General features: G+C 66.0%; 27 protein-coding genes. 15 read left to right on the top strand and 12 right to left on the bottom strand.

Features of this window, described 5'->3' with window-relative positions; translation table 11 throughout:
• The 6 genes from VHS75_RS21420 to VHS75_RS21445 all read right to left on the bottom strand — a co-directional run.
• The coding region (locus tag VHS75_RS21420; protein WP_329640656.1) for a hypothetical protein at positions 1–451 on the bottom strand (451 nt) is incomplete at its 3' end.
• Between the two features lie 247 nt (positions 452–698).
• Positions 699–1400, bottom strand: coding sequence for a PEPxxWA-CTERM sorting domain-containing protein (locus tag VHS75_RS21425; protein ID WP_329640657.1), 702 nt, complete (start codon positions 1398–1400; stop codon positions 699–701).
• Between the two features lie 333 nt (positions 1401–1733).
• Entirely contained in the window at positions 1734–2819 is a 1086-nt protein-coding gene (locus tag VHS75_RS21430) for an AI-2E family transporter (RefSeq protein WP_329640658.1), read from the bottom strand.
• Positions 2820–2937: 118 nt separating this feature from the next.
• Positions 2938–3390 (bottom strand): hypothetical protein, encoded by a 453-nt coding sequence (locus VHS75_RS21435; protein ID WP_329640659.1) that lies wholly within the window; start codon positions 3388–3390, stop codon positions 2938–2940.
• Positions 3391–3457: 67 nt separating this feature from the next.
• Positions 3458–3793 (bottom strand): STAS-like domain-containing protein, encoded by a 336-nt coding sequence (locus VHS75_RS21440; protein ID WP_329640660.1) that lies wholly within the window; start codon positions 3791–3793, stop codon positions 3458–3460.
• Between the two features lie 118 nt (positions 3794–3911).
• Positions 3912–4364 carry a hypothetical protein gene (locus VHS75_RS21445; RefSeq protein WP_329640661.1) on the bottom strand — a complete coding sequence of 151 codons (453 nt, stop codon included), beginning with the start codon at positions 4362–4364 and terminating at the stop codon, positions 3912–3914.
• A gap of 318 nt (positions 4365–4682) precedes the next feature.
• On the opposite strand from VHS75_RS21445, the gene VHS75_RS21450 reads away from it, so the two are divergent.
• Entirely contained in the window at positions 4683–6200 is a 1518-nt protein-coding gene (locus tag VHS75_RS21450; protein ID WP_329640662.1) for a carboxylesterase/lipase family protein, read from the top strand.
• A gap of 66 nt (positions 6201–6266) precedes the next feature.
• Here VHS75_RS21450 and VHS75_RS21455 read toward each other — a convergent pair whose 3' ends face one another.
• The gene (locus VHS75_RS21455; RefSeq protein ID WP_329640663.1) at positions 6267–6545 is read right to left on the bottom strand and encodes a hypothetical protein; all 279 of its coding nucleotides are present in this window, start codon (positions 6543–6545) and stop codon (positions 6267–6269) included.
• 159 nt (positions 6546–6704) lie between these two features.
• On the bottom strand, positions 6705–6980 hold the full coding sequence (locus VHS75_RS21460; RefSeq protein WP_329640664.1) for a hypothetical protein: 276 nt from the start codon (positions 6978–6980) through the stop codon (positions 6705–6707).
• Positions 6981–7211: 231 nt separating this feature from the next.
• Between VHS75_RS21460 and VHS75_RS21465 the strand changes: the two genes are divergently transcribed.
• The 4 genes from VHS75_RS21465 (at position 7212) to VHS75_RS21480 (ending at position 9883) form a co-directional block, all read left to right on the top strand.
• Positions 7212–8168 (top strand): IS1595 family transposase, encoded by a 957-nt coding sequence (locus VHS75_RS21465; RefSeq protein WP_329640665.1) that lies wholly within the window; start codon positions 7212–7214, stop codon positions 8166–8168.
• A 335-nt stretch (positions 8169–8503) separates the two neighbouring features.
• Positions 8504–9211 carry a hypothetical protein gene (locus tag VHS75_RS21470; protein WP_329640666.1) on the top strand — a complete coding sequence of 236 codons (708 nt, stop codon included), beginning with the start codon at positions 8504–8506 and terminating at the stop codon, positions 9209–9211.
• Positions 9199–9606 carry a hypothetical protein gene (locus VHS75_RS21475; RefSeq protein ID WP_329640667.1) on the top strand — a complete coding sequence of 136 codons (408 nt, stop codon included), beginning with the start codon at positions 9199–9201 and terminating at the stop codon, positions 9604–9606. The genes VHS75_RS21470 and VHS75_RS21475 overlap by 13 nt, the downstream gene beginning before the upstream one ends.
• A 43-nt stretch (positions 9607–9649) precedes the next feature.
• On the top strand, positions 9650–9883 hold the full coding sequence (locus tag VHS75_RS21480) for a hypothetical protein (RefSeq protein ID WP_329640668.1): 234 nt from the start codon (positions 9650–9652) through the stop codon (positions 9881–9883).
• Positions 9884–9995: 112 nt separating this feature from the next.
• Here the strand turns inward: VHS75_RS21480 and VHS75_RS21485 are convergent, their stop codons facing one another.
• Positions 9996–10232, bottom strand: coding sequence for a hypothetical protein (locus VHS75_RS21485; protein WP_329640669.1), 237 nt, complete (start codon positions 10230–10232; stop codon positions 9996–9998).
• A 340-nt stretch (positions 10233–10572) separates the two neighbouring features.
• On the opposite strand from VHS75_RS21485, the gene VHS75_RS21490 reads away from it, so the two are divergent.
• From VHS75_RS21490 to VHS75_RS21500, 3 genes are all read left to right on the top strand, one after another.
• Positions 10573–11220, top strand: coding sequence for a sensor histidine kinase (locus VHS75_RS21490; RefSeq protein WP_329640670.1), 648 nt, complete (start codon positions 10573–10575; stop codon positions 11218–11220).
• A 45-nt stretch (positions 11221–11265) separates the two neighbouring features.
• Complete coding sequence (locus VHS75_RS21495; protein ID WP_329640671.1) at positions 11266–11520, top strand: hypothetical protein; 255 nt, start codon at positions 11266–11268, stop codon at positions 11518–11520.
• A gap of 113 nt (positions 11521–11633) precedes the next feature.
• Positions 11634–12029 (top strand): sugar transferase, encoded by a 396-nt coding sequence (locus VHS75_RS21500; RefSeq protein WP_329640672.1) that lies wholly within the window; start codon positions 11634–11636, stop codon positions 12027–12029.
• Between the two features lie 282 nt (positions 12030–12311).
• Here VHS75_RS21500 and VHS75_RS21505 read toward each other — a convergent pair whose 3' ends face one another.
• A complete protein-coding gene (locus VHS75_RS21505) occupies positions 12312–12845 on the bottom strand; it encodes a hypothetical protein (RefSeq protein ID WP_329640673.1) in 534 nt (177 codons plus the stop codon).
• Between the two features lie 154 nt (positions 12846–12999).
• Between VHS75_RS21505 and VHS75_RS21510 the strand changes: the two genes are divergently transcribed.
• The 3 genes from VHS75_RS21510 to VHS75_RS21520 all read left to right on the top strand — a co-directional run bounded on the left by VHS75_RS21510 (position 13000) and on the right by VHS75_RS21520 (position 15776).
• Entirely contained in the window at positions 13000–13632 is a 633-nt protein-coding gene (locus VHS75_RS21510) for a type II toxin-antitoxin system HicB family antitoxin (protein ID WP_329640674.1), read from the top strand.
• Between the two features lie 53 nt (positions 13633–13685).
• Complete coding sequence (locus VHS75_RS21515) at positions 13686–14126, top strand: DUF4112 domain-containing protein (RefSeq protein ID WP_329640675.1); 441 nt, start codon at positions 13686–13688, stop codon at positions 14124–14126.
• Between the two features lie 168 nt (positions 14127–14294).
• Complete coding sequence (locus VHS75_RS21520) at positions 14295–15776, top strand: phospholipase D-like domain-containing protein (RefSeq protein ID WP_329640676.1); 1482 nt, start codon at positions 14295–14297, stop codon at positions 15774–15776.
• Between the two features lie 23 nt (positions 15777–15799).
• On the opposite strand, the gene VHS75_RS21525 is transcribed toward VHS75_RS21520, so the two are convergent.
• Positions 15800–15949 carry a lmo0937 family membrane protein gene (locus tag VHS75_RS21525; protein ID WP_329640677.1) on the bottom strand — a complete coding sequence of 50 codons (150 nt, stop codon included), beginning with the start codon at positions 15947–15949 and terminating at the stop codon, positions 15800–15802.
• Between the two features lie 169 nt (positions 15950–16118).
• Between VHS75_RS21525 and VHS75_RS21530 the strand changes: the two genes are divergently transcribed.
• Entirely contained in the window at positions 16119–18302 is a 2184-nt protein-coding gene (locus tag VHS75_RS21530; RefSeq protein WP_329640678.1) for a glycogen debranching N-terminal domain-containing protein, read from the top strand.
• Positions 18299–18847 (top strand): gluconokinase, encoded by a 549-nt coding sequence (locus tag VHS75_RS21535; RefSeq protein ID WP_329640679.1) that lies wholly within the window; start codon positions 18299–18301, stop codon positions 18845–18847. The genes VHS75_RS21530 and VHS75_RS21535 overlap by 4 nt, the downstream gene beginning before the upstream one ends.
• Before the next feature lie 3 nt (positions 18848–18850).
• Here the strand turns inward: VHS75_RS21535 and VHS75_RS21540 are convergent, their stop codons facing one another.
• Positions 18851–19657, bottom strand: a complete 807-nt coding sequence (locus VHS75_RS21540; RefSeq protein ID WP_329640680.1) for an SDR family oxidoreductase — start codon at positions 19655–19657, stop codon at positions 18851–18853.
• A gap of 429 nt (positions 19658–20086) precedes the next feature.
• Here VHS75_RS21540 and VHS75_RS21545 point away from each other — a divergent pair, with 429 nt between their 5' ends.
• Both VHS75_RS21545 and VHS75_RS21550 read left to right on the top strand, forming a co-directional pair.
• Positions 20087–20776, top strand: coding sequence for a hypothetical protein (locus tag VHS75_RS21545; protein ID WP_329640681.1), 690 nt, complete (start codon positions 20087–20089; stop codon positions 20774–20776).
• A 425-nt stretch (positions 20777–21201) separates the two neighbouring features.
• Positions 21202–21708, top strand: a complete 507-nt coding sequence (locus tag VHS75_RS21550) for a CinA family protein (RefSeq protein WP_329640682.1) — start codon at positions 21202–21204, stop codon at positions 21706–21708.
• Positions 21709–21856: the final 148 nt, after the last annotated feature.

Consider the following 21856-nt stretch of genomic DNA (forward strand, 5'->3'; position numbering starts at 1 on the left):
CCACCGCGGCGGCCTTGGTGGCCAGCTCCAGTCGCGCCTCGCTGGCCTGCAGCGCTGCCTGGCCGCGCACCAGCATCCGCGCGCGGGCCCGGAACAGCTCGGCGAACGCCACGATCGAGCCGGCCGAGGCGAAATAGAGCAACAGGGTCACCGCGTCGGCCTCGGTCGGCCCCGTCCCGCCCGGATGGCGCATGGCGATGAACCAGGCCGCGACGCCGCCGATCACCACCACCGCCGCGCCCGACATCCAGCCCGCCAGCAGGGTGGCGAGCAGCACCGCCGGAAACTGCAGGGCGAAGGGCAAGACCCCGGGGAAGGCCGCCTCGACCGCGCGGCGCGCCGCGCTTACGATCAGCAGCAGGACCACCGTCACCACCACCCGGGTCGTGAGCGTCGGCGTCGCGCCGTCCAGCCATCGCGACAGGTCGATCTTGCTGAGCCGATTGAACAACTTGCCCGCCTTGAGAACGAGCGCGCATCTGCGCGCGCGGCGCCCCCGTGGTCAAGATCGCCGGGGCCTCACCCCATCCAGCCCAGCTGGCGCACCCCGCCGCGGCGGACACAGGAACGCCCCCGCAGCTGGATGACCGCGGGAGCGCTCAGGTTCGCGCGGGGATCGCCCCCGCGCGGGACGGGACACGCAGGCAAACCAGGGCTCGTTCAGCCTGCAGTTTCGCCCGCCTTGCCAGGTCTCGCGGCTAGGCGACCGCCGCCTCTTGATAGGTCCGGCGCTTGCGCAGCAGGGCGCCGACCCCGCCGAACCCCACCAGCATCATCGCCCAGCCGGCGGGCTCCGGGACCAGCGCCAGCGCCATGGTGGTGGCGATGTTGCTGATCTCGAAGCTGTTCGAGGCCGATGAGAACTGCACCGCGGTAATCGGGTTGGAGAAGGTGAACGACAGCCTGCCATTGGAGTCGGCAGCCGCCTGGTTGCCGTTCGCGTCGACGGTGGTCAGCAGGCTATCGATCGCCGTCCCCATGAAGGTTTCGGTCGTACCGTCCTTGTGGGTGAAGGTCAGGCCGTTGAAGCCGTCGAGGGAGCCCACGTAGAAACTGATCGTGCTCAGAAACGGCGTGATCAGGTCGGCGGACTGGCCGTTTTCGACCGCCAGGTACTGGGTCGGGTCACGGGTCGTCAGGCTCATGGCCGGCGCCGCGGCGAGGTTGCTAGAGCCGGTCACCAGCTCCGCGTTCCCGCTGAGCGAATAGCCCGACATGTTGAAGATCACCTGCGACAGGAGCCCGGGTTCCGTGGGCGTCTCGAAGTCGGTGACGATCGCTTCGCCGCTGTTCGGGGCGACTTGATACGAAGTGAAGCTGATCGTCGTGGCTGCGCCGGCTGCGCCGCAGATCGCCAAGGCCGAACCGGCGATCAAGCCGGGTAGAAGTAAACGTCTCACGTGGAGCCCTCCAGACTGGTTGGCCCACCCCACCGCAACATCTGCCTGCGAACCGCGGTTCGGTCAAAGGAAAATTTCCACTCAAGGTTGGAATTTCATGAGACCGTCGCAGAGCTGCAAGGGTTTGCGGCATCTGGCGATCTTGTCCGCCTAACACGAGGGAAAAATAGACAAATCCGGAGCCTGTCGGAACCTTTTTCCGGTCCCCGTCGTTGCTTATGATTCGCGCTTTTGGTCTGGCCTGGAATTCAATTCCAGGTTGTTTTCAGGATCGACGCTTGGCGGTCCGCCTGACGGGCGGCGACCGAGGCCCACCCGCGAGTGGGGCCTGCGCTAGGTTTCCAGATCCGCGTACGGCTTGCCGTCGCTCGACAGCAGGACGGCGATCGGTCGGCTGGGCCGGAATTCGGCCAGGATGGCCATCGCCGCCACGGTCAGCGGGGTCGACAGGAACGCGCCCACCGTCCCCCAGACCGCACCCCAGAAGGTCAGCGCCAACAGCACCACGATGGGGTCGAGGTTGAGGCTTCGGCCTTGCATTCGCGGCTGGACTACATGGCTGACGACGAAGTGCGTGGCCTCCAGCCCCACCACCAGCACCATCGCCCGGACGATCCCGTCGAATTCCATCAGCCCGAACAGCGCCGGGAACAGCACGCCGACGGCCGCCCCGATCGCCGGGATATAGTTGGCCAGGAAGATGATCACGCACCAGAACGCCACGTGGCTCAGCCCGCAGGCGACCATGATCGCCGCCGAGGCCGCGGTGATGATCACCCCCACCACCGTCTGGACCCAGATGTAGCTCTCGACCCCGCGCCGGACCCGCTCGAACACCCGGCCCGCCTCGGCCCGCTCGGTGGCGGTGCGGAACAGTTCCCCGAACTTGGCGGAGAACCCGCGCCGCGAAGCCAACAGGAAGCCCAGGTAGACCAGCACGAACACCGCGCCTTCGACGAAATGGCTCAGTCCGGTCGCCAAGACGCCCGCGTACCGCGCGGGGTTCAGTTCGCCCAGCAGGCTGGCGGTCGTCGGCGTCGCCGACAGGCCGAACCTCTGCGCGGCCGACAGCAGGACCGCGTTGATCCGCGCCGTATAGGTCGGCGCCTGGGCGGCGAAGTTCGCGGCGTTGTCCGCCGACAGCCACAGCGTGAGCCCGAAGACGCCCACGATCAGCACGATCGCCAGCGTCAGGGCCATCCAGCCCTTCAGCACCTTCACCCGCCGCGCCAGGGCGCGCGCCAGTCCGTCGATGACGATCAGCAGGAACACCGCCAGCACCAGCGGCTCGAGGATCCGCCGCAGCACATAGAAGGCCGCGCCCACCAGGATCACCGCCACCACGATATTGGCCACGGCCAGCATCTTCAGCAGGCTGCCGGGCGCGTCGCTGTCCTTGGCCGGTTTCGTCTTGTCCATCAGGTCCCCCGCGCCTCGCCTATGCCATGGAACGCGCCGCTTGGCATTTGGGACCGGCGCCTGAGCGGGCCTGGTGAATGTCCGTCGACGTCCTCGCGCATATTGGTGGGCTGGCTTGCTAAACCCCCCGACGCCGCAGCCGAACTGTCCGATTGCGAATAATACGGGACCGCAGCTCACCAGCGGTCTTGGATAGCCGGATAACGCGAGATGGATCGGCTTTGCGCTCTGCTGATTGAAAATCACCACCCGTTAGGCTGTCTAGCAGCTCTGGCCGTAGGTCATCCCTGTCGCATATGCCGAGCTGGAATTCGCCATCAAGCAGCGTCAGAGTTTCCAGCACGTCTTCCTGAGAAGCTAAAAGTCGAGCTTCGATCGCTTCGTCACCCTGCTTCCTGGCACGAGACCAATATTCGACGCCCGAAATTTGCAAGCTTCGCAAATCGTCCCGCAGCGAGTCCGCGATCTTGGTGGCGAGATCGCGGCCAGCTTTCCGGCGTTCCAGATAGAGGTTCGTGAAGCCGGTAAAGACCACAGCGACAACCGCTGGCGCCAACAACTTGTCCGACACCCACGTGAGGAAAGGCGTCAGCGCAGCAGCGACGCCGACGAGAACGTTCGCGACGTGGCACACTAGGTTAGCGGGCGGCTGCCCGTTCGGCGGCCTCAGACATGTAGCGCTTTACAAGGGCTACATACGGAAGGAGTGCACTCTCATGGGTTTGCACCTTCACACGCGCCAGAATGGTAGCCGCCGGCAGGTTTTCGCGCCGAAACAGACCACCGAAAGCCTCCTCCAAGAACGATGAGGGCAGACCTGCGACGCGATCTAGATCGACCACAACCATTTCGCCAGCGTCAATCGCCGGCTCTAGAAACCGCTGGCGGAATGCCTCGCCCGAGTAGGGCCCGTCACGGTTGAAGCGACCCCCCGGGGTGACCGAGAAGTCCCTGGCGATGGATACATTGACCATTAGCTTGGTTCCTCGGCCGACCCTATCGTAGCCCGCCACCGGATCATCGTGCCGCAGAAACGCGTCGCAAGTGCGGCCTGTTCCGGAGCTCCACCTTTAGAGTAAATGACCTGCCCTTTCAAACTCGTAACCTGAACGTCGGCGCAAGCAAGCCGCCGAGATCGGTGATTTCCGGGGCATCGGCTGACCGCAGCGCGTCAACGACATCGTATAGCCCCAAACCATGCAGCACCGCTCTGACACCGCTATGCCAATTGGCGTCGTCCATGTGCGGCTTTGTCCGATAGACGAGCCGAATACGATCGATCTCGGCCGTAAGGATGAGCGCCCCCTCTAGGTCAATGGATTTCACATCGTCGAGGTCGATGCAAATCCCTGGCCTATGTTTCCGACCTCTGGATCGAAAGCGGTCCTTGATGAATCTCTGGCGACGCAGCTCGTAGACGAACGCAAGAATCTCATCGGGGTTCTTTTCAAATCGAAAGTCCGCCGGCGCTACGAGGCGCAGACAACGCCAATAGCGGCCGTTTCGGTCGCGGAAAGTAGACGGCGTGACCAATACCTCGGGCACGTCCGCAGTGCTTTGGGCGAAGAGCTGATGGTCGACCGTCGCCCGGCGACCGCTCCCCGGAGCACGAGGCGTCTTCCGTTGGTCGGCGCCGACGCTTCTCCGAGTCCCACGAAGTCGGCGAAGTCGGCGGCGCGACAGACGTAACGACCTCATTCGCGCGGCAAGCGGGATCCGCCTCATCCGCCGCGACTATGACAGTTTTCTGACTTCGACCATCCATGGCTTGACCCTCCGCCCGCCTACCGCGCAACCTCCGCCCGTCTTGGCTTCCGCAGCCGGACGCAGGGAAGCTTAAAGCGGGCCATCGGGACGGACTCCATGAACCTTCGCACCACCCTCGCCGCCGCCGCGGCGGTTTTCACCCTGGCGGCTTCCGCCGCCCAGGCCGCCCCTGACACCGTCAAGGTCGCGCAAGGGTCCATGCACGGCGCCGTCGCCGGCCAGGTGGCCAGCTTCAAGGGCATCCCCTTCGCCGCCCCGCCGGTGGGCGACCTGCGCTGGCGCCCGCCGCAGCCGGCCAAGGCCTGGACGGGCGTGCGCGAGGCCGTCGCCTTCGGTCCGCAGTGCATGCAGATGCGCGCCGTGACCTCCGACGTGAACCAGTCCGAGGACTGCCTCACCCTCAACGTCTATACGCCCGCCGGCTTCAAGCCGGGCGGCAAGCTGCCGGTCATGGTGTTCATCCACGGCGGCTCCTTTACCGGCGGCTCAGGCTCCAACGCCATCTATGACGGCGCCCACTTCGCCGAGCGCGGCGTGGTGCTGGTGACGGTCAACTACCGCCTGGGCCGCCTGGGCTTCTTCGCCCACCCCGCGCTTACCGCCGAACAGCCCGGCGCCGACCTCGCCAACTACGGCATGATGGACAACCTCGCGGCCCTGAAGTGGGTGCAGGCCAATATCGCGGCCTTCGGCGGCGACCCGAAGAACGTCACCGCATTCGGCGAGAGCGCCGGCGGCATTCTTATCAATGATCTCATGGCCTCGCCGCAGGCCAAGGGCCTGTTCGCCAAGGCGATCTCGGAATCCGGTTTCGGCCGCGTCCCGGGCCTGCCCATGGCCCAGGCTGAGAAGGTCGGCGTCACCTACGCCGCCGGCCTCGGCGTGACCGGAACCGGCCCCGAGGCGATGAAGGCCCTGCGCGCGCTCTCCGCCGCCGACCTCTCCAAGGCCGCCGGCGCCGTCACCCCGATCGTCGACGGCAAGGTGCTGCCCGAGGGACCCGCCGCGGCCTTCGCCGCCGGCCGCGAGCTGAAGGTGCCCTATATCGCCGGCGGCAACAGCTGGGAGGCGAGCCTCTTCCCCAACAACACCCCGCTCGAGAACGCCGGCCCCCTGCGCGACAAGATCGTCGCCGTCTACGGCGCCCCGTCGGACGTCAAGCTCGTGCAATGGGACCTGGCCACCGAGGCCATGGTCATCGAGCCCGACCGCCTGCTGGCCCGCCTGCACGTCAAGAACGGCCAGAGGGCCTGGGTCTACTACGACAGCTATATCCCGGCCGCCCAGCGCGCGACCGTCCACGGCCTCGCCCACGGCGGGGAGCTGATGTACGTTTTCGGCACCCTGCCCGACCACGACCGCGTCCAGGGGACCCGCACTATCGCGGCCGCCACCCCGGACGACCGCAAGTCCGGCGCCGCCATGACCGACGCCTGGGCGGCCTTCGCCAAGACCGGCGATCCCAGCACGCCCACCGCCGCCTGGCCCGCCTACACGCCGGCCAGCGACGCCGTGCTGGAGTTCGGCGCCGACGGCGTCCACGCCCGCCCGGCGTTCCACAAGACCTCGCTAGACCTGGTGGAGCAGCTCGCCGCCTCCACGGCGGGGCGCTGACAGGTCCAAGAAAAAGGGGCGGCCCGTAAGCCGCCCCTTCCCTTGGCTTTAAGCTAGGTTCGCGCCTTAGCGCGGCACCCAGACGCCGTGGTCGTAGTAGCCGCGGCCTTCGTGATAGTCGCGCCAATGGTGGTCGCGGTCGTTGTCCCAATGGCGGTGGAAGTACCAGTCGTCCGGGTGGTACGTCAGCGCAACGCCGGGATAGCGGTCGCGATGGTCTACGTGCCAGCAATCGCCCGCGGCGTTGCAGACGACGGCGGCTGACGCCGATCCGGCGCTGACCGCCAGGCCGCCCAGGCCAAGAGCGGCGGTCAGGGCCGCGGTGCAAAGGGTGATCTTCTTCATCAGGGTCTCTCTCCAATCTCGACCCGCGCCCTCGGTCGCGGCGTCGGCTGGCGGAAAAAACGCCGAACCCGGGATGGGGTTGCGCGTGACCCGGCGGCCAGACCGAAAAAGGGCGGCCCGAAGACCGCCCTTTCCCTTAGATTTCAGTCTGCTGCGTGTTCAGCGCGGAACCCAGACGCCGTGGGCGTAGTAGCCGCGGCCCTCGTGTGTGTCCCGCCAGTGGCGCTTGTTGTCCTGGTCCCACTTCTGGTGGAAGTACCAGTCGTCGTTGTGGGACTGCAGCACGACATGCGGATAGGTCGCGCGGCTGTCGGTGTGCCAGCAATCGCCTTCGGCGTTGCAGACGACGCGGGCCGAAGCGGTTCCGGCCGTGAGGGCCAGGCCGCCAATACCGATGACGGCGGCCAGCGCCGCCGTAGTCAGGGTGATCTTCACGTGGGGGACATCTCCAAATCCGCCCTCGGCGCAGGAGCGCAAGGACGACTGCTCAACCCAACGCCGCGCGCCCAGCTAGGTTGCGCCCCGCCCGCGTCGCCAGCCGTCTGGCCTCGCGGGGACGCACCACTCAACGCTGACGAAACCCTAACGAAGTCGCCCGCGAAAGGGCGATGTTACACTTGACATACCTGCCCCTACCGCTAGTGTGTGGCTCAAGGAGCTACCCACATGGCCAAGTCCGTTCTCAACGCCCCGCAATTCCAGACCGAAGCCGCTGCGTTCGCTTACGTCGAAGCGCGCCTTTGGCCTGATGGCGCCTACTGCCCGCATTGCGGAGAGTGCGAGCGCGTAGGCCGTCTGGGCGGCAAGACCACCAGGATCGGCCTGCACAAGTGCTACTCCTGCAAGGGCCAGTTCACCGTGCGCCAAGGGACCATCTTTGAGTCCTCGCACCTGCCCCTGCACCTGTGGCTGCAAGTGATCCACCTGATGTGCGCTTCGAAGAAGGGCATCAGCACCCGTCAAATCCAGCGCATGCTGGACTGCTCCATGAAGACCGCTTGGTTCCTCACCCATCGCATCCGCGAAGCCATGGGCGATGGTGGACTAGCGCCCCTCGGCGGTGGCGGCGGCGACGTTGAAGCCGACGAAACCTACATCGGACGCGACGGCAATTTCTCCGCCAAGGGCGGCAAGAACATGAACGCGATCCTCAGCATGGTTGACCGTCAAACCGGCCATCTGCGCTCCGTCGTGCTGGACAACGTGAACGCCAACAACGTGACCAACGTACTCGGCGCGAACCTCTCGCAAGACACCCGACTGCTGACCGACTCCTCCAACGTCTACCGCCGCATGGGCTCGGCTCTGGCCGGTCACGAAGCGGTCAATCACTCCAAGGGCGAGTACGTTCGCGAGACCGATGTCACCGTCCACACCAACACCGTTGAGGGCACTTTCAGCATCTTCAAGCGCGGCATGCGCGGCATCTATCAGCACTGTTCGCGCAAGCACTTGCACCGCTACCTTGCCGAGTTCGACTTCCGCTATTCCAACCGTATCGCGGTCGGGATCGATGACAGCCAACGCGCCGACAACGCCTTGGCTGGCGTCCGTGGCAAGCGCCTCACCTACGAAACAGTTAGTCGCCGGTGGCCCTCCGCCGAAGCTCGGATCGTGTGGTGACCAGCGATGGTTCACCAAGCCGCACCGCTGGCCGCGACGTGAGGGGGACCTGCAATTGAAACTCCCCTGGGAGAACTGAGCCATGGCCCGAAGACAGCAATCCAAGCCCAAACCTACGGACGCAGAACGCCACGCGCGGTTTGTTGAGACGGCGCGCGAGGCGGGCGCATCGGAAAATCCCGAGGCGTTCGAAAAGGCTTTCTCACGCGTAGCGACTCCCCCGAAAGTCGCGACCAATGAAAAGCCATAACGATATCAACCGCTTGATTTGCAAAGAAGATTCTTGATTTTCATGGACTTTGCGGCGATCCTAAGGGCATGAACGGGACCCCGCCATGGTAGCCGCCGCGCAGCAGCGCGCCGAACCTTGGCGCGCGCGTCTGTTCGTCCCCAACTATCCGATGGGCGAGGCGGCGAAGTATGCGGGTATGTCGGCCGCCGCCGTCCGTAGCTGGCACGCCCCGGCGGGAAACAAGGCCCCCACGCTGCCCGCCAGAGAGTCGCGTTCGGAGCTGTCCTACCTTCAGCTCATTGAGATTGCCGTGGTCGCTTCCTTCAGGAAGTCTGGCATTTCGCTCCCCATGATCCGCCAGGCGCGGGCCTTCGCGGCGGAGAAGTTTAAGACCGATCATCCGTTCGCCGAATACCGGTTCAAGACCGACGGACGCACACTGATGGCTGACCTCGATCAGCTTGTGGGAGACGACGGCAAAGACAAGCTGGTCAACGTCAACAAGAAGGGCCAGCTGGAGTGGGACGCGATCCTGGGCGCGCGGCTCCGCGAGTTTGAATACGAAGATGACCTAGCTATTCGCTGGCACGTCGCCGGCGAAAACTCCCCGGTCTTTATTGATCCTAGAATATCGTTTGGGGCTCCCGTAATCCGGGGGAAGCCCACTTGGCTTTTCCGCGACCGCTGGGTTGCACAAGAACCAATTGCTACGACGGCGCGTGACTTCGGCGTGAAGGTGTCTGATGTTGAGGCGGCTCTCAAATTTGAGGGCATCGACATCAGCGCTCCGCCGGAATCGTGGCTGAATTAACATTCTTCTTTGATCGGTGCTTCGGAACCGGCCTGCCGAAATGGCTGAAGGGGATCAAAACCCCCTTCGACATTGAATTTCATGACGACAAAAAGCACGGCTTCAAAGACGAGACGCCTGACGACGAGTGGCTAGCCGCCGTCGGAAAGCGGAAGTGGGTCGTGCTGAGCCACGACAAGCGGTTCCACAAAGACTCCATGGCGATGGAGGCGGTGAAGCAGCACAAGGTCGCCTGCTTCTACGTTGACGGCGGATCGCTCACGAGTTGGGGCAAGCTGGTCCTATTCTGCCGCTGCTACATCCGCATCCGAACCATCGTTAAGGAGACCAAGGCCCCGTACATCTACCGTGTCACACATCGGGGCACCGTCATTCTGGTCAAGGGCGGCTGGTAGCGGCGGGTATGGTTTCATCGAGATCTGGAGGCGGGAGAGCACCTTGCGGCGAACAATTGCGACCATCGGCTATGTGCTCATCGGCCTTATCGTCTTGGGAATTGTCGGAGACATGCTCGCGGCAACGCTGAAGCACCAGGCCTTCTACGGTGTGAACTATCTTGGCTTGCCGCTCGGCACCTACTCCATGGCGCTAGTGCTCGTCATGGCCGGGACCATTGGCGCCGTGCGGCTAGTGCAGATTTACCGGGCCAAAAAGCGCCGCGAGCGATGCTAGCACTACCCGTTGAAACGGGTACGCGAAGTGTAACATCGCCCGCGAAAGTCAAGAACAGATCACGAACATCGTCATTGCGCCACCTCGCGGCGCGACAACGCGGAGGGACGGCCTAGCTTACTTCTCCGTCGCCCTCGTCGCTCTTGGTTTCGATTACCCCGTAGTCCGACGACTTGGCGCGTGCGCCATGTAGGGCGACGCCCTCGGCGGCCAGGCCTCGCTTCAACAACTCCCGGACAGCCGCCGCCCGGCTGGGCATTCGCCGCTGGAACCGCCAGTCGTCCAGCGTCGCCAATTCATCTTCCGTCAGCATGATCTGCAGCCGCTCCGGCCGCGAAAGGTCGTTCATGGCCCTCTTGCCCACCTGCTCAGGACTCACTGCGCTGTCTAGTAGCGCGCGGAAAAAATCAGCATTTTTGTCAGACACCGTCAAGACCGTCAGTTACTCATTTCGCGTCATAAGCCACGCATGAGTGATGAAACGCGAATGCGCCGAAAGCGTTTCCTGAGTTGAATTCGCCTGCAGCTCATAGAGATAAAATGCGCCTTCTACGTAATTTCGCCATTCATATGAAATAACGTGAATTATCTCGAATACTTGCCTCAGCAATGCTGCTTGCTTATTCAGTCTTTATATTGGAAACTATCTCTTGATCGCTGTCGGGTCGCGATCGGAGATATCTTGCGTTATGAGTGTTACCGATTTCCAGGCCGACCCGGCCGACACGCGACACCGTGAAGCCCACCATCGCATCGCCAACAATCTGGCGCTGATCGCGGGCTTCGTGCGGCTCCAGTCATCGAAGATCTCCAAGGATCGCCAACCCCTGTCAGCGACAGACGCCCGTCTCGTCCTGGAGGAGGTCGAGGTTCGAATTCAGACTGTGGGACAGCTGCACCATCTGCTGGCCCTCGGCGAAAATGGCGGTCTGATCGACGTGAGCGAGTACCTCCGCTCGATCTGCGGCATCCTTTCCCAGTCTGTCTGCAGTTCTCGATCCATCGATCTCCGTTGCGATGCGCGAACCGCGATGATTGCGCCGCAGGCCGCCGCCCTCCTGGGCCTGATCGTCACGGAACTGGTGACCAACGCGGTGAAATACGCCCATCCGGCCGGTACGACGGGCCGAGTGAGCGTCCTCTGCCGCCATGACCGCGGCGGCGGCTTGATCCTTTCGGTGTCCGACGATGGCGTCGGTCTGCCGGAAGGGTTCGATCCGCGGGTCGATGGCGGCCTGGGGATGCGGGTTGTCCGCTCCCTCGCCGATCAGCTGGACGCAGAACTCGACTTCGACAGCGGCCCGTTGGGCCTGACGGTCACGGTCACCGCGCCCTAGCGCGGCGCCTCGCGGGCCGATCCAGGCGGTGGGGGACGACATGGCTTGTCCGAACGCGCGCGCAGCGTCGTGGACCTCTGCTGCGTCCGTCCCGGCCGGCATCGACGGCACGATCGAGAGGCTGACGCCTTGAACGGCGTGCCGGAGTCGGCCCGGCATTTCCACGTCAATACGGCCGCCCGGCCGAACAAATGGGAAGTCTGGATCAACGCGCGCGGCGTGCCGATCAAGTTCCGCAGCCTTGAGACCGGCGGCGCCATCGACTTCACCCTGGTGTCCGCGCCGGAGCAGATCCCTTGAACGCTTTTGAACGTCCCATGATCGGCCCGCGAGCGCTGCGGACCCTTTGACGCCGCCTTGCCGCGCCGGTCGCGCTTTGCCTTGTTGTCGCGGCCTTGGGGGCCTGCACCACCGTGCCGACGGTCGGCCCGAGGGTCGGACAGGCCGCAAGCGCCCAAAAGCCCGAGATCGTCGGACGGCGCGGCCCGCCAACCTCGGCCCAGATCGAGGCGAAGCTCGCTGTCCTGAAAGGCGAGATGTCCGTCGTGGGGCCACGTCCCCATGCCCTCAGTCACGACGCGCAATGGGCCAAGTCGGTCTCCACGTACGGCGAACGCTTCCGGGTGCGTCCCGGCTTGAGGGGCCGCGCGCAGGTTCTCGGCCACCGCGGCGAAGTGACCTGCGTCGAGGCGATCGCCGCTAGGGTCGCGGCTGACAACACATACATCGAGACCTGGTCGTTTGCGGGAGATCTGATGCTGATCCTTCGCACCGTCCCCCTGCTGTTTGGCGATGCTCAGGCATTCTGAGGTCTGGGCGGCTCGCCGCTCGAAGACCGGGGACCGCGAGCCCCTCGGGCGCCCGCCCTTCCACCCCTGCGATATCCGCATAGGCATGCGGAGATTGGACGGGCCATCCTCCGCAAGGCCATCGGACACAGTCGCCGCCGCTTTCAATTGGCGGGAGGCGGCGCTCGCAGCCAGAGACCGCCCTGCCCGCTCATCGCGCGGGGCGGCAGATGGCGCGCCGCCCCTCTCCCTCGCCGGAACGTTCAAGCTCGAACGTCGCCACGCCACCGCGGTCGTGACGGCTCATCTGAGTTGGGCCGTGTCCGCCCAACGCCAAGCATCGCTGAGGGCCATCATGCCCGCCACGTTCCAATGATTCACGTCGAGGATCACCTCGCGGCTCGCGCAGGCGGTGGGAAGCCTCGATGGCTTCCGCGAAACGCCGCAAAGGCGCGTCAGCCGGTCGGAACGGTCCGGCATTGTGGGCGCCGCGACCACATTTAGCCAGGGGCAAACCGGCGCCCCCGTGAAGGTTCGCCGAAAGGGTCCCGCGACCGGGTCAAGGGTAATCAGGGCGCGAACCGGCAGGCTCTTCGCCGCCGCCCAGCCGGCGGCGCGCCAGGCGTCCGGGCCGCCCCAACTGTGGCCGACCAGGTTGACGGGTTCACCGTTGAACGCCGCCGTCGAGATCGCGCGCCGCACCGGCTGGAGGCGGCCGTTCGGCACGTAGAGCACAGGCCTCCCGATCTCGGCGGCCCGGGCGCGTGCATAGGCCGCGACGACGCCGAGGCCCAGGAAGGCCAGGTCATCCCCGCCGCCGCCGATGAAGATGTCCACCTCTTACTCCGCCGCGCCGCGCCTGAGGATGCTAATCGCCCTCGCGGGGCCGAGGCTCCGCCTATCGGTTGGGCAGGCGCAAACAACCCGCCGCGGCTCCGCTTGTTGTTGCGCAAAAGTACACAATCTAAGGCGCTCGCAGATCGAGGAACCTATGAATACGCTCCATTTTGTGGCCCTGGTGAGAGGCACGCAGCAGGCGGGATACACAGCCCGGTTCCCGGATCTCCCGGAGTGTTCCGCACGGGGCGCCGATGTGGCGGGGCTGGTGATCGAGGCGCGACGCGCGGTTCTGGATCATCTGCAAGCGCTGAGCGACGCGGGCGAGGCCTGGCCCAAGGCGACACCGATCGAACAGATCGCGGTCGATGCGGGTGTCATCGCCGTCCTCATCGATGTGGCCGCTGACGACCCGCCCATCCGGGTGAACGTTTCGCTCGGCGAGCGGCTCGTCCAGCGGCTCGACGCGGCGGCCGAGGCGCGTGGCATGACCCGTTCCGGCTTTATTGCGCAATCCGTCCGCATGAGCCTGGGCGAGCAGCCGCGACATGACTTCGAAGGTGCGGGCCGGAAACTCCAGGACGATTTCACGGCGCTGGCGCGAAAGATCAATGAGGCGATCGGCCCCAACTCCGTTTTCGAAAAGCGCATGGCCGATCTCGATGACCGGTTCTACGACGGCGTGCGACGCGCGGCCGACAGCGTATCGGCCGCCATGGCGCGCCGGCGCGAGGCCTCGAAGACGACGGGCGGGACCGCCGCCCGCGAAGCCGACGCCCCCGAGTAACGGATCGCCGCCTTTCCTTTCAATGGCGCAGTGCGCCCAGACTCAGGACCTCGATGACCAAATCTCACGCCGAGCTCCGTTCGATCCGCGATAGCGTAGCCCTGGTCGGCCGCCTGTCGGATAGCCTGGTCCGCATTGGTCCCTTCAGCCTCGGCATCGATGGCGTACTGAGCTGGGCGCCGGGGCTGGGCGATCTCTACAGCGCCGTCGCGGGCGGTTTCATCGTCGTCCAGGGCGCGCGCGCTGGGGCGCCCGGCCCGGTCCTCGGCGCCGCGGCCCTGCTGATCGGATGCCGGACCCTCGTCGGCGCCGTGCCCATCGCGGGCTCGGCGTTCGCGGACTTTTTCACGGCGCACAAGTGGGCCGCGGCCATGATTGTCCGCGCCCTCGACGAGCGCCTGGGCGTGACCTCGGAGTCCGCCCAGCCAGTTTCGAGCGCGCCGCGGCCGCCGCAGTATGGGCGGGAGCGTCGGGTCGGCCTGGTGGGTCCCTGAGGCCCAGGCTTGATCCAGGGGTTGTCGAGCGCCTGCCGGCGATGGTGAGCTGAACAGCGCCTCTCCCGAGGTTCCGCGAACGGCGTTGAATGCTGATCTCCGCCCTGGCGCCATCACCTTGGAACAACCTTCGCCTTGGCGGCTTCTGCTAGCTTGGGAGTGCGCGCGGTGTTGTTGGAATCGGGATTAACCTGTTGGCGCCGCGACACCAGTGGCCGCGCCGCGCTGATCGTCGACATGGCGGACTATTTCGATGCCGCTATGACCGCCATGGCCAAGGCCAAGCACACCGTCCACCTGCTCAACTGGGCGTTCGAACCCCAGACACTGTTCCATCCGCAACCGGGCTGCACGGGCCCGGAGCGTGACCGCATCGCCAACTTCCTAAAGGCGCTGTCGAAGGACAATCCAGACCTCGACGTGCGAATCCTCTGCTGGCAGTCCGCCCTGCCCATCGCGGCCACTCAGAACTGGTTTCCGCTGGCCGACCGGAAGACCTTTGCCGGCAGTCAGGTAAGGTTTGTGCTCGACGGCAAGCTGCCGATGGGCGCGTCGCACCATCAGAAGGCGATCATCATCGACGACGCCATCGCCTTCTGCGGCGGCGGCGATATCGGGCCCGACCGGTGGGACACCCAGGAACATCTCGACAACGACCCCCGCCGAGAACAGACGAAACATGCCCATCGCGCCTCGGAGAAGGACTTCGACAGCCGCCACGAGGTGATGGGCTTGGTCGAAGGCGCGCCGGCGAAGGCCTTGGGCGTGCTGTTCCGCGAACGCTGGGCGCGATGCACCGGCGAGACGCTGCCGGAGCCTGCGGCGACGCGTCCGGCGTGGCCGCGCCAGATCGCGCCACAGTTCACCGCCATCGAGGTCGGGCTTTCGCGCACCCACGGCGCCTGGAAGCGCCATCCGGAGGTCCGCGAGGTGGAGCAGCTTCACCTGCGCTCGATCGCCGAGGCGGAGCGCTGCATCTACATGGAGAACCAGTACTTCACCTCGCCCCTGATCGCCGCGGCGCTGGCGGGTCGCCTGGGCGAGACGAACGGGCCGGAGGTGGTGCTGATCGGCACCGAGCATTCGCCCAGCTACTTCGACCAGTCGACCATGGACAGAACCCGCGTGCGTTTCATCGAGAAACTCAAGCGCGCGGACAAGCACGGTCGTTTCCAGGCCTACAGCCCGGTCACCACCTTAGGGCGGATCATCATCGTCCATGCCAAGCTAACGATCATCGACGACCGCCTGCTGCGGATCGGCTCGGCCAACATCAACAACCGGTCATTGGGCTTGGACACCGAATGCGACATGAGCTTCGAAGCGGCTGGCGGCCCGGGCCGCGGAAATCGCGCTGAAATCGAGAAGCTGCGCACCTATTTGCTAGCGCACTGGCTGGGCTGCGAGGACGACATCATGGCGCGCGCCATCAAGGCGGCAGGCGGCGTCGGGGCTGGCTTGGAGGTTCTTCGCAACGCCGGCTACACGCGCTTGCGGCCCATCGAACTGCCGCCCGTTGAGGGCGTCGCGGCCGTGATCGCCACCTATCACCTGGGCGACCCCTTCTCGCCGGCGGACAGCTGGCGACCGTGGCGGCGCAAGGCCATATCCCAAAGCACCGAGCGGCGGGGTCGCGAGGCGGCGAAATGACCGCCGTGTGAAGCGCCCGCGACCTACAGGGACCCTCGGCCGCGCACGAAATGCAGGACGATGAGGATCACCGCGACCACTAGGATCAGGTGGATGGCGGCGGTGGTCACGTGGAAGGCAAAGAAGCCCAGCAGCCATAGGACGACGAGGACGAGGGCGAGAATTCCAAGCATGTGGGGCTTTCCTCGTGAACAGCGGCGATGCTGCGGTGCGTCGATCCCGAGGCGCCGCCCAAGTGAAGGTTCCCAAGGGTGAAGCAATTTGACCGTTGTCGGTTTGGGGAACCTGCGGCCAAGCCAGCCGCTACGTCCGTTCCAGCAACACAGGCGCGGTCAAGCTCAAATGGCTCTTGAGGTCGCGGTCGGACCGCAAAAGCTGGTTCTCAACCAAGGGTCGGGTTTCGCCGTCACCGACCAGGATGGCCAGATCAACTGGCCGACCGACAAAGGCGTCTACTATTCCGACACCCGGATGATCTCGAGCTGGCGGATCTATGCCGATGGCGTGCCGTGGGACCTGCTCAACTCCGGCAACATCGCATTCTTCGCGGCCCGCATCTTCCTCGCCAACCGCAAGCTGACGACCCAAACCGGCGAGATCGAGGCGCAGACGCTCGGTCTGACCATCGGCCGCACCCTGGAAGGGGGCCTGCACGAGGACCTCGACCTCGTGAACCACGGGGCGACAACGGCGCAGTTCAACCTTGAGATCGCGATGCGAAGCGACTTCGCAGACCTCTTCGAAGTCAAGTCCGGCAACATTGTCCGCCGGGGCCGTGTCACCACCAGCTGGTCGAAGGCGCGCCAGACCCTAGCGACCAGCTACGCCAACAAGGATTTCCATCGTCGCCTCACCGTGCAGGTGCGCAACGCCGACTCGCCCGCCGTGTACGCCAACGGCCGCCTGAGCTTCGATATCAGGATCGCGCCCGGCGCCACCTGGCACGCTTGCCTGCTCTACGCCTTTTCCGACGACCACACGAAGGAGCCGGCGCCGCGCGCATGCATCGAACACTGTCTGCAATCGAAGTCGGCGAACCGGCTTGCGGATTGGGAGGCGAAAAGCCTGACGCTGAACACCGACAACCAGGAATTCTATCGGTTCTATCATCAGTCTCTGGAGGACATGGGCGCCTTACGATTGCCGCTGGAAGGCACCGACCATCTGGAGTTCGTCCCGGCCGCGGGCATACCTTGGTTCGTGGGCCTGTTCGGACGCGACAGCCTGATTGTCTCGCTGCAGAACGCGATGGTCTATCCGGATTTCCCGCGCGGGTCCCTGGAGGTTCTTGGCCGATGGCAGGCGCGCAAGCGCGACGACTACCGCGACGCCGAGCCTGGCAAGATCATGCACGAGCTTCGCACCGGTGAACTCGCCCACTTCAAGATGATCCCGCACACGCCCTACTACGGGACCGCCGATGCGACGCCGCTCTATCTGATCGTGCTGCACAACGCCTGGCGTTCCACTGGCGACGATGGCCTGCTTGAGCGGCACATGGCGACGGCCGAGCGGTGCCTGGCGTGGATCGACAACTACGGCGACCGCGACCGCGATGGCTTCCAAGAATACCAGACGCGCTCAAGCGCCGGCTATGAGAACCAAGGCTGGAAGGATTCCGGCGAAGCGCTGGTCTACCCCGACGGCTCGCTGGTGAAGGGTCCCAAGGCGCTCTGCGAGCTGCAGGGCTATGTCTACGACGCGTGGCGGCGGATGGCGGAAATCTATGATGCGCTGGGCAAACCCCGGCGGGCCGCAAACCTGCGAACCAAGGCGTCGAACCTCTACCGCCGGTTCAACGAGGCGTTCTGGGATGAGGAGTCGGGCTTCTACGCCTTCTGTCTCGATGGCGAGAAGAAGCCGGTCTTGAGCGTCGCCTCCAATCCGGGCCACTGCCTCTGGTCGGGCATCGTTCCGCGCGACCGGGCTGCGCGGGTGGTCAGGCGACTGATGGAGTCGGACATGTGGAGCGGCTGGGGCATCCGCACGCTTTCGGCGAACCACCCCGCCTTCAATCCCCACTCCTACCAGAACGGTTCGGTGTGGCCGCACGACAATGGGCTGATCGCGCTCGGCTTCCGGCGCTACGGTTTCGCCGATGAAGCCGCGATGATCGCGCGCGATATCAGCCGCGCCGCCAGCTATTTCCAGCAGCACCGGATGCCAGAACTCTACGCCGGCCTGCAGCGGACGCCGACCAACTTCCCGGTGCAATATCTCGGCGCCAACGTTCCCCAGGCCTGGGCCGCGGGCTCCTGCTTCTGGCTGCTGCAGGCGATGTTGGGGTTCCAGCCCGATGCTCCGGCCGGAAAGCTTCATCTCGATCCGGCGCTCCCCAAATGGATGCCGGACCTGCGCCTGGAGAACCTGCAGGTAGGACGTCGCAGCTTCGACATCCGATTCACCCGCCAAGGCGACGGCAAGACCGCCTGGGAGGTGCTGAAGGGCGACGGCCGCGCAGTGTCCGAGCGGGCCATCGCCACCTATGGCGGCGAGGACGAGGCCGCCGCCGCAGTGCCCGCATGACCGCCGGGCCCCCGCCCCTGTCGCCCGCCCCGGCGACCGTGCTCGTGGTGATGGGCGTCTCCGGGGCCGGCAAGACCACCGTCGGCGAAGCGCTTGCCAGGCGCCTCGGCTGGACCTTTCAGGAGGGTGACGATTTCCACCCCGCCGCAAACATCGCCAAGATGAAGGCCGGCCACCCGCTCGACGACGCCGACCGCGCGCCGTGGCTGGCCAAGGTCGAGGCCTGGATCGCCAATCAGCTCGCCGCCGGACGTTCAGGGGTCATCGCCTGCTCGGCGCTGAAACGATCCTACCGCAGCGCCATCGTCGGTGGCCGCGACGACGTAATCCTCGTTTATCTGGAGGGCGATCAAGCCCTGATCGCCCAGCGGATCGCGAAGCGCCACGGCCACTTCATGCCGCCCAGCCTGCTTGCCAGCCAGTTCGCCGCCTTGCAGGAGCCCGCTCCGGCGGAACACGCCATCCTGGTCGACATCGACCAGCCGGTGAACGCCCAGGTCGACGACATCCTGGACGCGCTGCGGCGGCGCGCGCCCATCGCCTAGACCTCAGCCGCCGCGGGCGAAGCAGGGATAGAGGGTCATCCCACCATCCACGAAGAGCGTCGCGCCCACCACGTAGTCGGCGGCGTCCGACGCCAGCCAGACGGCGGCCGCGGCGACGTCCTGCGGCTCACCGATCCGTCCATAGGGGATCAGCTTCAGCAGGCTTTCCTTGGCGAGCGGCGTGTCCCAGGCGGCCTTGTTGATCGGGGTCTGGATCGCGCCGGGCGCGATGGCGTTGACGCGGATCTTCTCCGGCGCCAGCTCCTGGGCCATGGTCTCCATCAGCATCTTCACCCCGCCCTTGGCCGCGGCATAGTTGGCGTGGCCCGCCCAGGGGATCGTCTGGTGGACGGAGCTGGTGAACAGCACCTTGCCCAGCGCCCTAGACCGCGCGGGATTGAGCCCCTGGCGGCGGAAACGGCGCACCGCCGCCTGAGCGCAGAGGAAGGCGCCGGTGAGGTCGACATCCAGGGCGGCGCGCCAATCGGCCAGGCTCATCTCGGTGAAGGCGGCGTCCTTCTGGATGCCGGCGTTGGCCACCAGGATATCGATGCCGCCGAAATGCTCGGCCGCGATGTCGAACATGCCCGCCACGTCATCGGGATTGGACACATCGCCCGGCGCCGCGATCGCTTGGCCGCCATTTCCGAGGATTTGCCGGATGACCGAGTCGGCGCCGTCGGCCTGGTTGAAATGGTTCACCACGACCGCGGCGCCCGCCTCGGCGAAACCCAGCGCCATGCCCGCCCCAATGCCGGAGCTGGCGCCCGTGATCAGAACCCGTTGGCCGGTGAGCGGCTGGTCCGTCATGACAGCGATTTAGCAAGCCGGCGCTGATTTGCGCGGATCTTCCGGCGATAGTGGGTCAGGGTGCCGCGGGCGGCGCTCTGTGGAGTGAGGCCCAACCCACCGGTCAGGGCGTGAGCCTGAAGCCGACATGCGGCCTCCACCTTTTCGCTGACCATCCGCGCCACCTCTTGGGGCGCGGATGGGCCGCCGGCGGCCATCTTGAGGGTTCGAAGCCCGATGACAGACGAGGCCTCAAGCCCGAGGCTCCAGGCATCGAAGCTCAGGCGAATCCAGGGATTGCGAATGGCGTGGCGCTCCAGCGGCGATCTTAACGCCCAGGCCCGGGCGTCATCCTGTCGAACGTGACCCCGCGAGATGCGTTCCGAAGGCTGCGACCCGCGCCGGGAACGATCGCGACGTCCAGGGAGTCTCCGAGCCAGGCGACGACTCATGTCCAAACCCACCCGCAGTGACGAGCGCTGTGTCCGCCGCGGCGGCCAAGGCCAGTTGGCCGCGGATCAGGCGGACCTGGGGCGCGGCCGGGCGGACCCGCCCCGGCATTCGAAGAGGCTGGCCCAGCCAAGCCAGGACCAGCCGCTCATGCGCAAGACGCCCAATCGTCGGCTCAAGGTATTCCAGACCCAACTCGGCTTCTATGATTCCGTGGTGGCGGCGCCGAGCCAGGCCGCGGCGCTGCGCGCCTGGGGCACACGCCAGAACCTGTTCGCCGAGGGCGCGGCGCGGCTCGCTGCGGACAACGCCGCGGTGGCGGCCGCCCTCGACCATCCAGGGACCCCGCTCCGCCGGGCGGTCGGCTCGAAGGCGCCGTTCAGTCTTGAGCCCGACTTGCCTGACGCGCCGACGACGCCACGCCGCAATGGCGCCGCGCCCGCCAAAACCGCCAAGGCCCCGGCTGGATCCTCGAAGCGCCCGCCTGACCGCCGCGCCCTCGACGCGGCCGAAGCTCGGCTCGGGGCCATCAACGACCGCCGGGTGGCGGAGGAAGCCGATTTCGACCGGCGGCGCGAAGCCCTGGAGGCGGAGAATGAACGCGCCCGGCAGGCCTGGGCGATGGCGCGCGCTGAGGCCGAACGCGCGGTGGAAAGGGCTCGAGCGGCCTACCGTGAGCGGGGCGGCTGACCTGCGTCAAGATAAGACCGGAGTCCGGTGGAACGGCCAAAGGCGGCGCGCCGTTGTGCGCTCGTCCCAAGACCCGAGCCCACACCATGCGACCAGAACCATCCCCCGCCGCCGCCAAAGGTCAAGGCCGAGCAACCCATCCGCCTGGCGGGCGCCTTGATGGAGGGCGCGCCCGGCCGGGCGGAGCACGCCGGCCGCATCCGCTAAAACGCGCGGCGGATGATCGAGGCGGCGACGTTCTGAATCTTCCCCTCGCGCAACAAATCATCACCGAGGGGCCGCGACATGCCGGGGTCTGAGCGCAGCAGGGGCTGCAACGCCAACGCCGCCCAGCCGCGCGGCGCGCGGACTGGAACGCAGGCCGGCCACGCCTCGCCCAAGGCCGGTCCAGACGGCGGCGCCGCTGGCAAACCCTCCAAGGCGAAATGACCGAGACCCTCAGCCCGACCCTGCCGGCCGACGTGGAGGAGCAGGTCGCGCGGGTGCTGAAATCCGTTTGCGACAAGGGCCTGACGCTGGCCACCGCGGAAAGCTGCACCGGGGGCCTCCTGGCCTCCCTGCTGACCGATGTGGACGGTTGCGCGCACGCCTTCGATCGGGGGTTTGTGGCCTACACCGACGCCGCCAAAATCCAGCAACTCGGCGTTCCGCCCGAACTCCTAAGGTTTCAGGGCGCAGTCTCCGCGCCTGTGGCGGAAGCGATGGCATGGGGCGCTCTGGCGCGCTCCGAAGCCGACATCGCGCTGGCCGTCACCGGATTCGCCGGCCGTGGAGCGGCGCACGAGGAACCTGGTCTGGTCTTCTTCGGCGCGGTGCGCAGCGGCTGGCCAATACAGACCAAGGAAGCGCATTTCGGGGACATCGGCCGCGGCGCCGTTCGGGTCGCGTGCCTTCGGCAGGCGCTTGAAATGCTGGAGAAGGTCGTCGGGTAGCCGGCCTCCGGGGGACGCAGCCACGTCCCACTCGACCCTGGCTATCAAGCGACATCCGGATCTGACCCCCCGTATTGCCTCACCCGCAGATGTTACCGAACAAACCGTGACGTCTTAGCGCGGGTAAGCTGGGTGATCTGGGTCGTTC

Origin of the sequence: Phenylobacterium sp., from assembly GCF_036264965.1 — a bacterium.
GTDB lineage: Bacteria > Pseudomonadota > Alphaproteobacteria > Caulobacterales > Caulobacteraceae > Phenylobacterium.

What these genes read in the sequence shown, in the direction of transcription:
- VHS75_RS21430 (WP_329640658.1), bottom strand. Translation starts at nt 2,819, where the DNA reads ATGGACAAGACGAAACCGGCCAAGGACAGCGACGCGCCCGGCAGCCTG.
- VHS75_RS21440 (WP_329640660.1), bottom strand. Translation starts at nt 3,793, where the DNA reads ATGGTCAATGTATCCATCGCCAGGGACTTCTCGGTCACCCCGGGGGGT.
- VHS75_RS21450 (WP_329640662.1), top strand. Translation starts at nt 4,683, where the DNA reads ATGAACCTTCGCACCACCCTCGCCGCCGCCGCGGCGGTTTTCACCCTG.
- VHS75_RS21455 (WP_329640663.1), bottom strand. Translation starts at nt 6,545, where the DNA reads ATGAAGAAGATCACCCTTTGCACCGCGGCCCTGACCGCCGCTCTTGGC.
- VHS75_RS21465 (WP_329640665.1), top strand. Translation starts at nt 7,212, where the DNA reads ATGGCCAAGTCCGTTCTCAACGCCCCGCAATTCCAGACCGAAGCCGCT.
- VHS75_RS21470 (WP_329640666.1), top strand. Translation starts at nt 8,504, where the DNA reads ATGGTAGCCGCCGCGCAGCAGCGCGCCGAACCTTGGCGCGCGCGTCTG.
- VHS75_RS21485 (WP_329640669.1), bottom strand. Translation starts at nt 10,232, where the DNA reads ATGAACGACCTTTCGCGGCCGGAGCGGCTGCAGATCATGCTGACGGAA.
- VHS75_RS21490 (WP_329640670.1), top strand. Translation starts at nt 10,573, where the DNA reads ATGAGTGTTACCGATTTCCAGGCCGACCCGGCCGACACGCGACACCGT.
- VHS75_RS21510 (WP_329640674.1), top strand. Translation starts at nt 13,000, where the DNA reads ATGAATACGCTCCATTTTGTGGCCCTGGTGAGAGGCACGCAGCAGGCG.
- VHS75_RS21515 (WP_329640675.1), top strand. Translation starts at nt 13,686, where the DNA reads ATGACCAAATCTCACGCCGAGCTCCGTTCGATCCGCGATAGCGTAGCC.
- VHS75_RS21525 (WP_329640677.1), bottom strand. Translation starts at nt 15,949, where the DNA reads ATGCTTGGAATTCTCGCCCTCGTCCTCGTCGTCCTATGGCTGCTGGGC.
- VHS75_RS21530 (WP_329640678.1), top strand. Translation starts at nt 16,119, where the DNA reads ATGGCTCTTGAGGTCGCGGTCGGACCGCAAAAGCTGGTTCTCAACCAA.
- VHS75_RS21535 (WP_329640679.1), top strand. Translation starts at nt 18,299, where the DNA reads ATGACCGCCGGGCCCCCGCCCCTGTCGCCCGCCCCGGCGACCGTGCTC.
- VHS75_RS21540 (WP_329640680.1), bottom strand. Translation starts at nt 19,657, where the DNA reads ATGACGGACCAGCCGCTCACCGGCCAACGGGTTCTGATCACGGGCGCC.
- VHS75_RS21545 (WP_329640681.1), top strand. Translation starts at nt 20,087, where the DNA reads ATGTCCAAACCCACCCGCAGTGACGAGCGCTGTGTCCGCCGCGGCGGC.
- VHS75_RS21550 (WP_329640682.1), top strand. Translation starts at nt 21,202, where the DNA reads ATGACCGAGACCCTCAGCCCGACCCTGCCGGCCGACGTGGAGGAGCAG.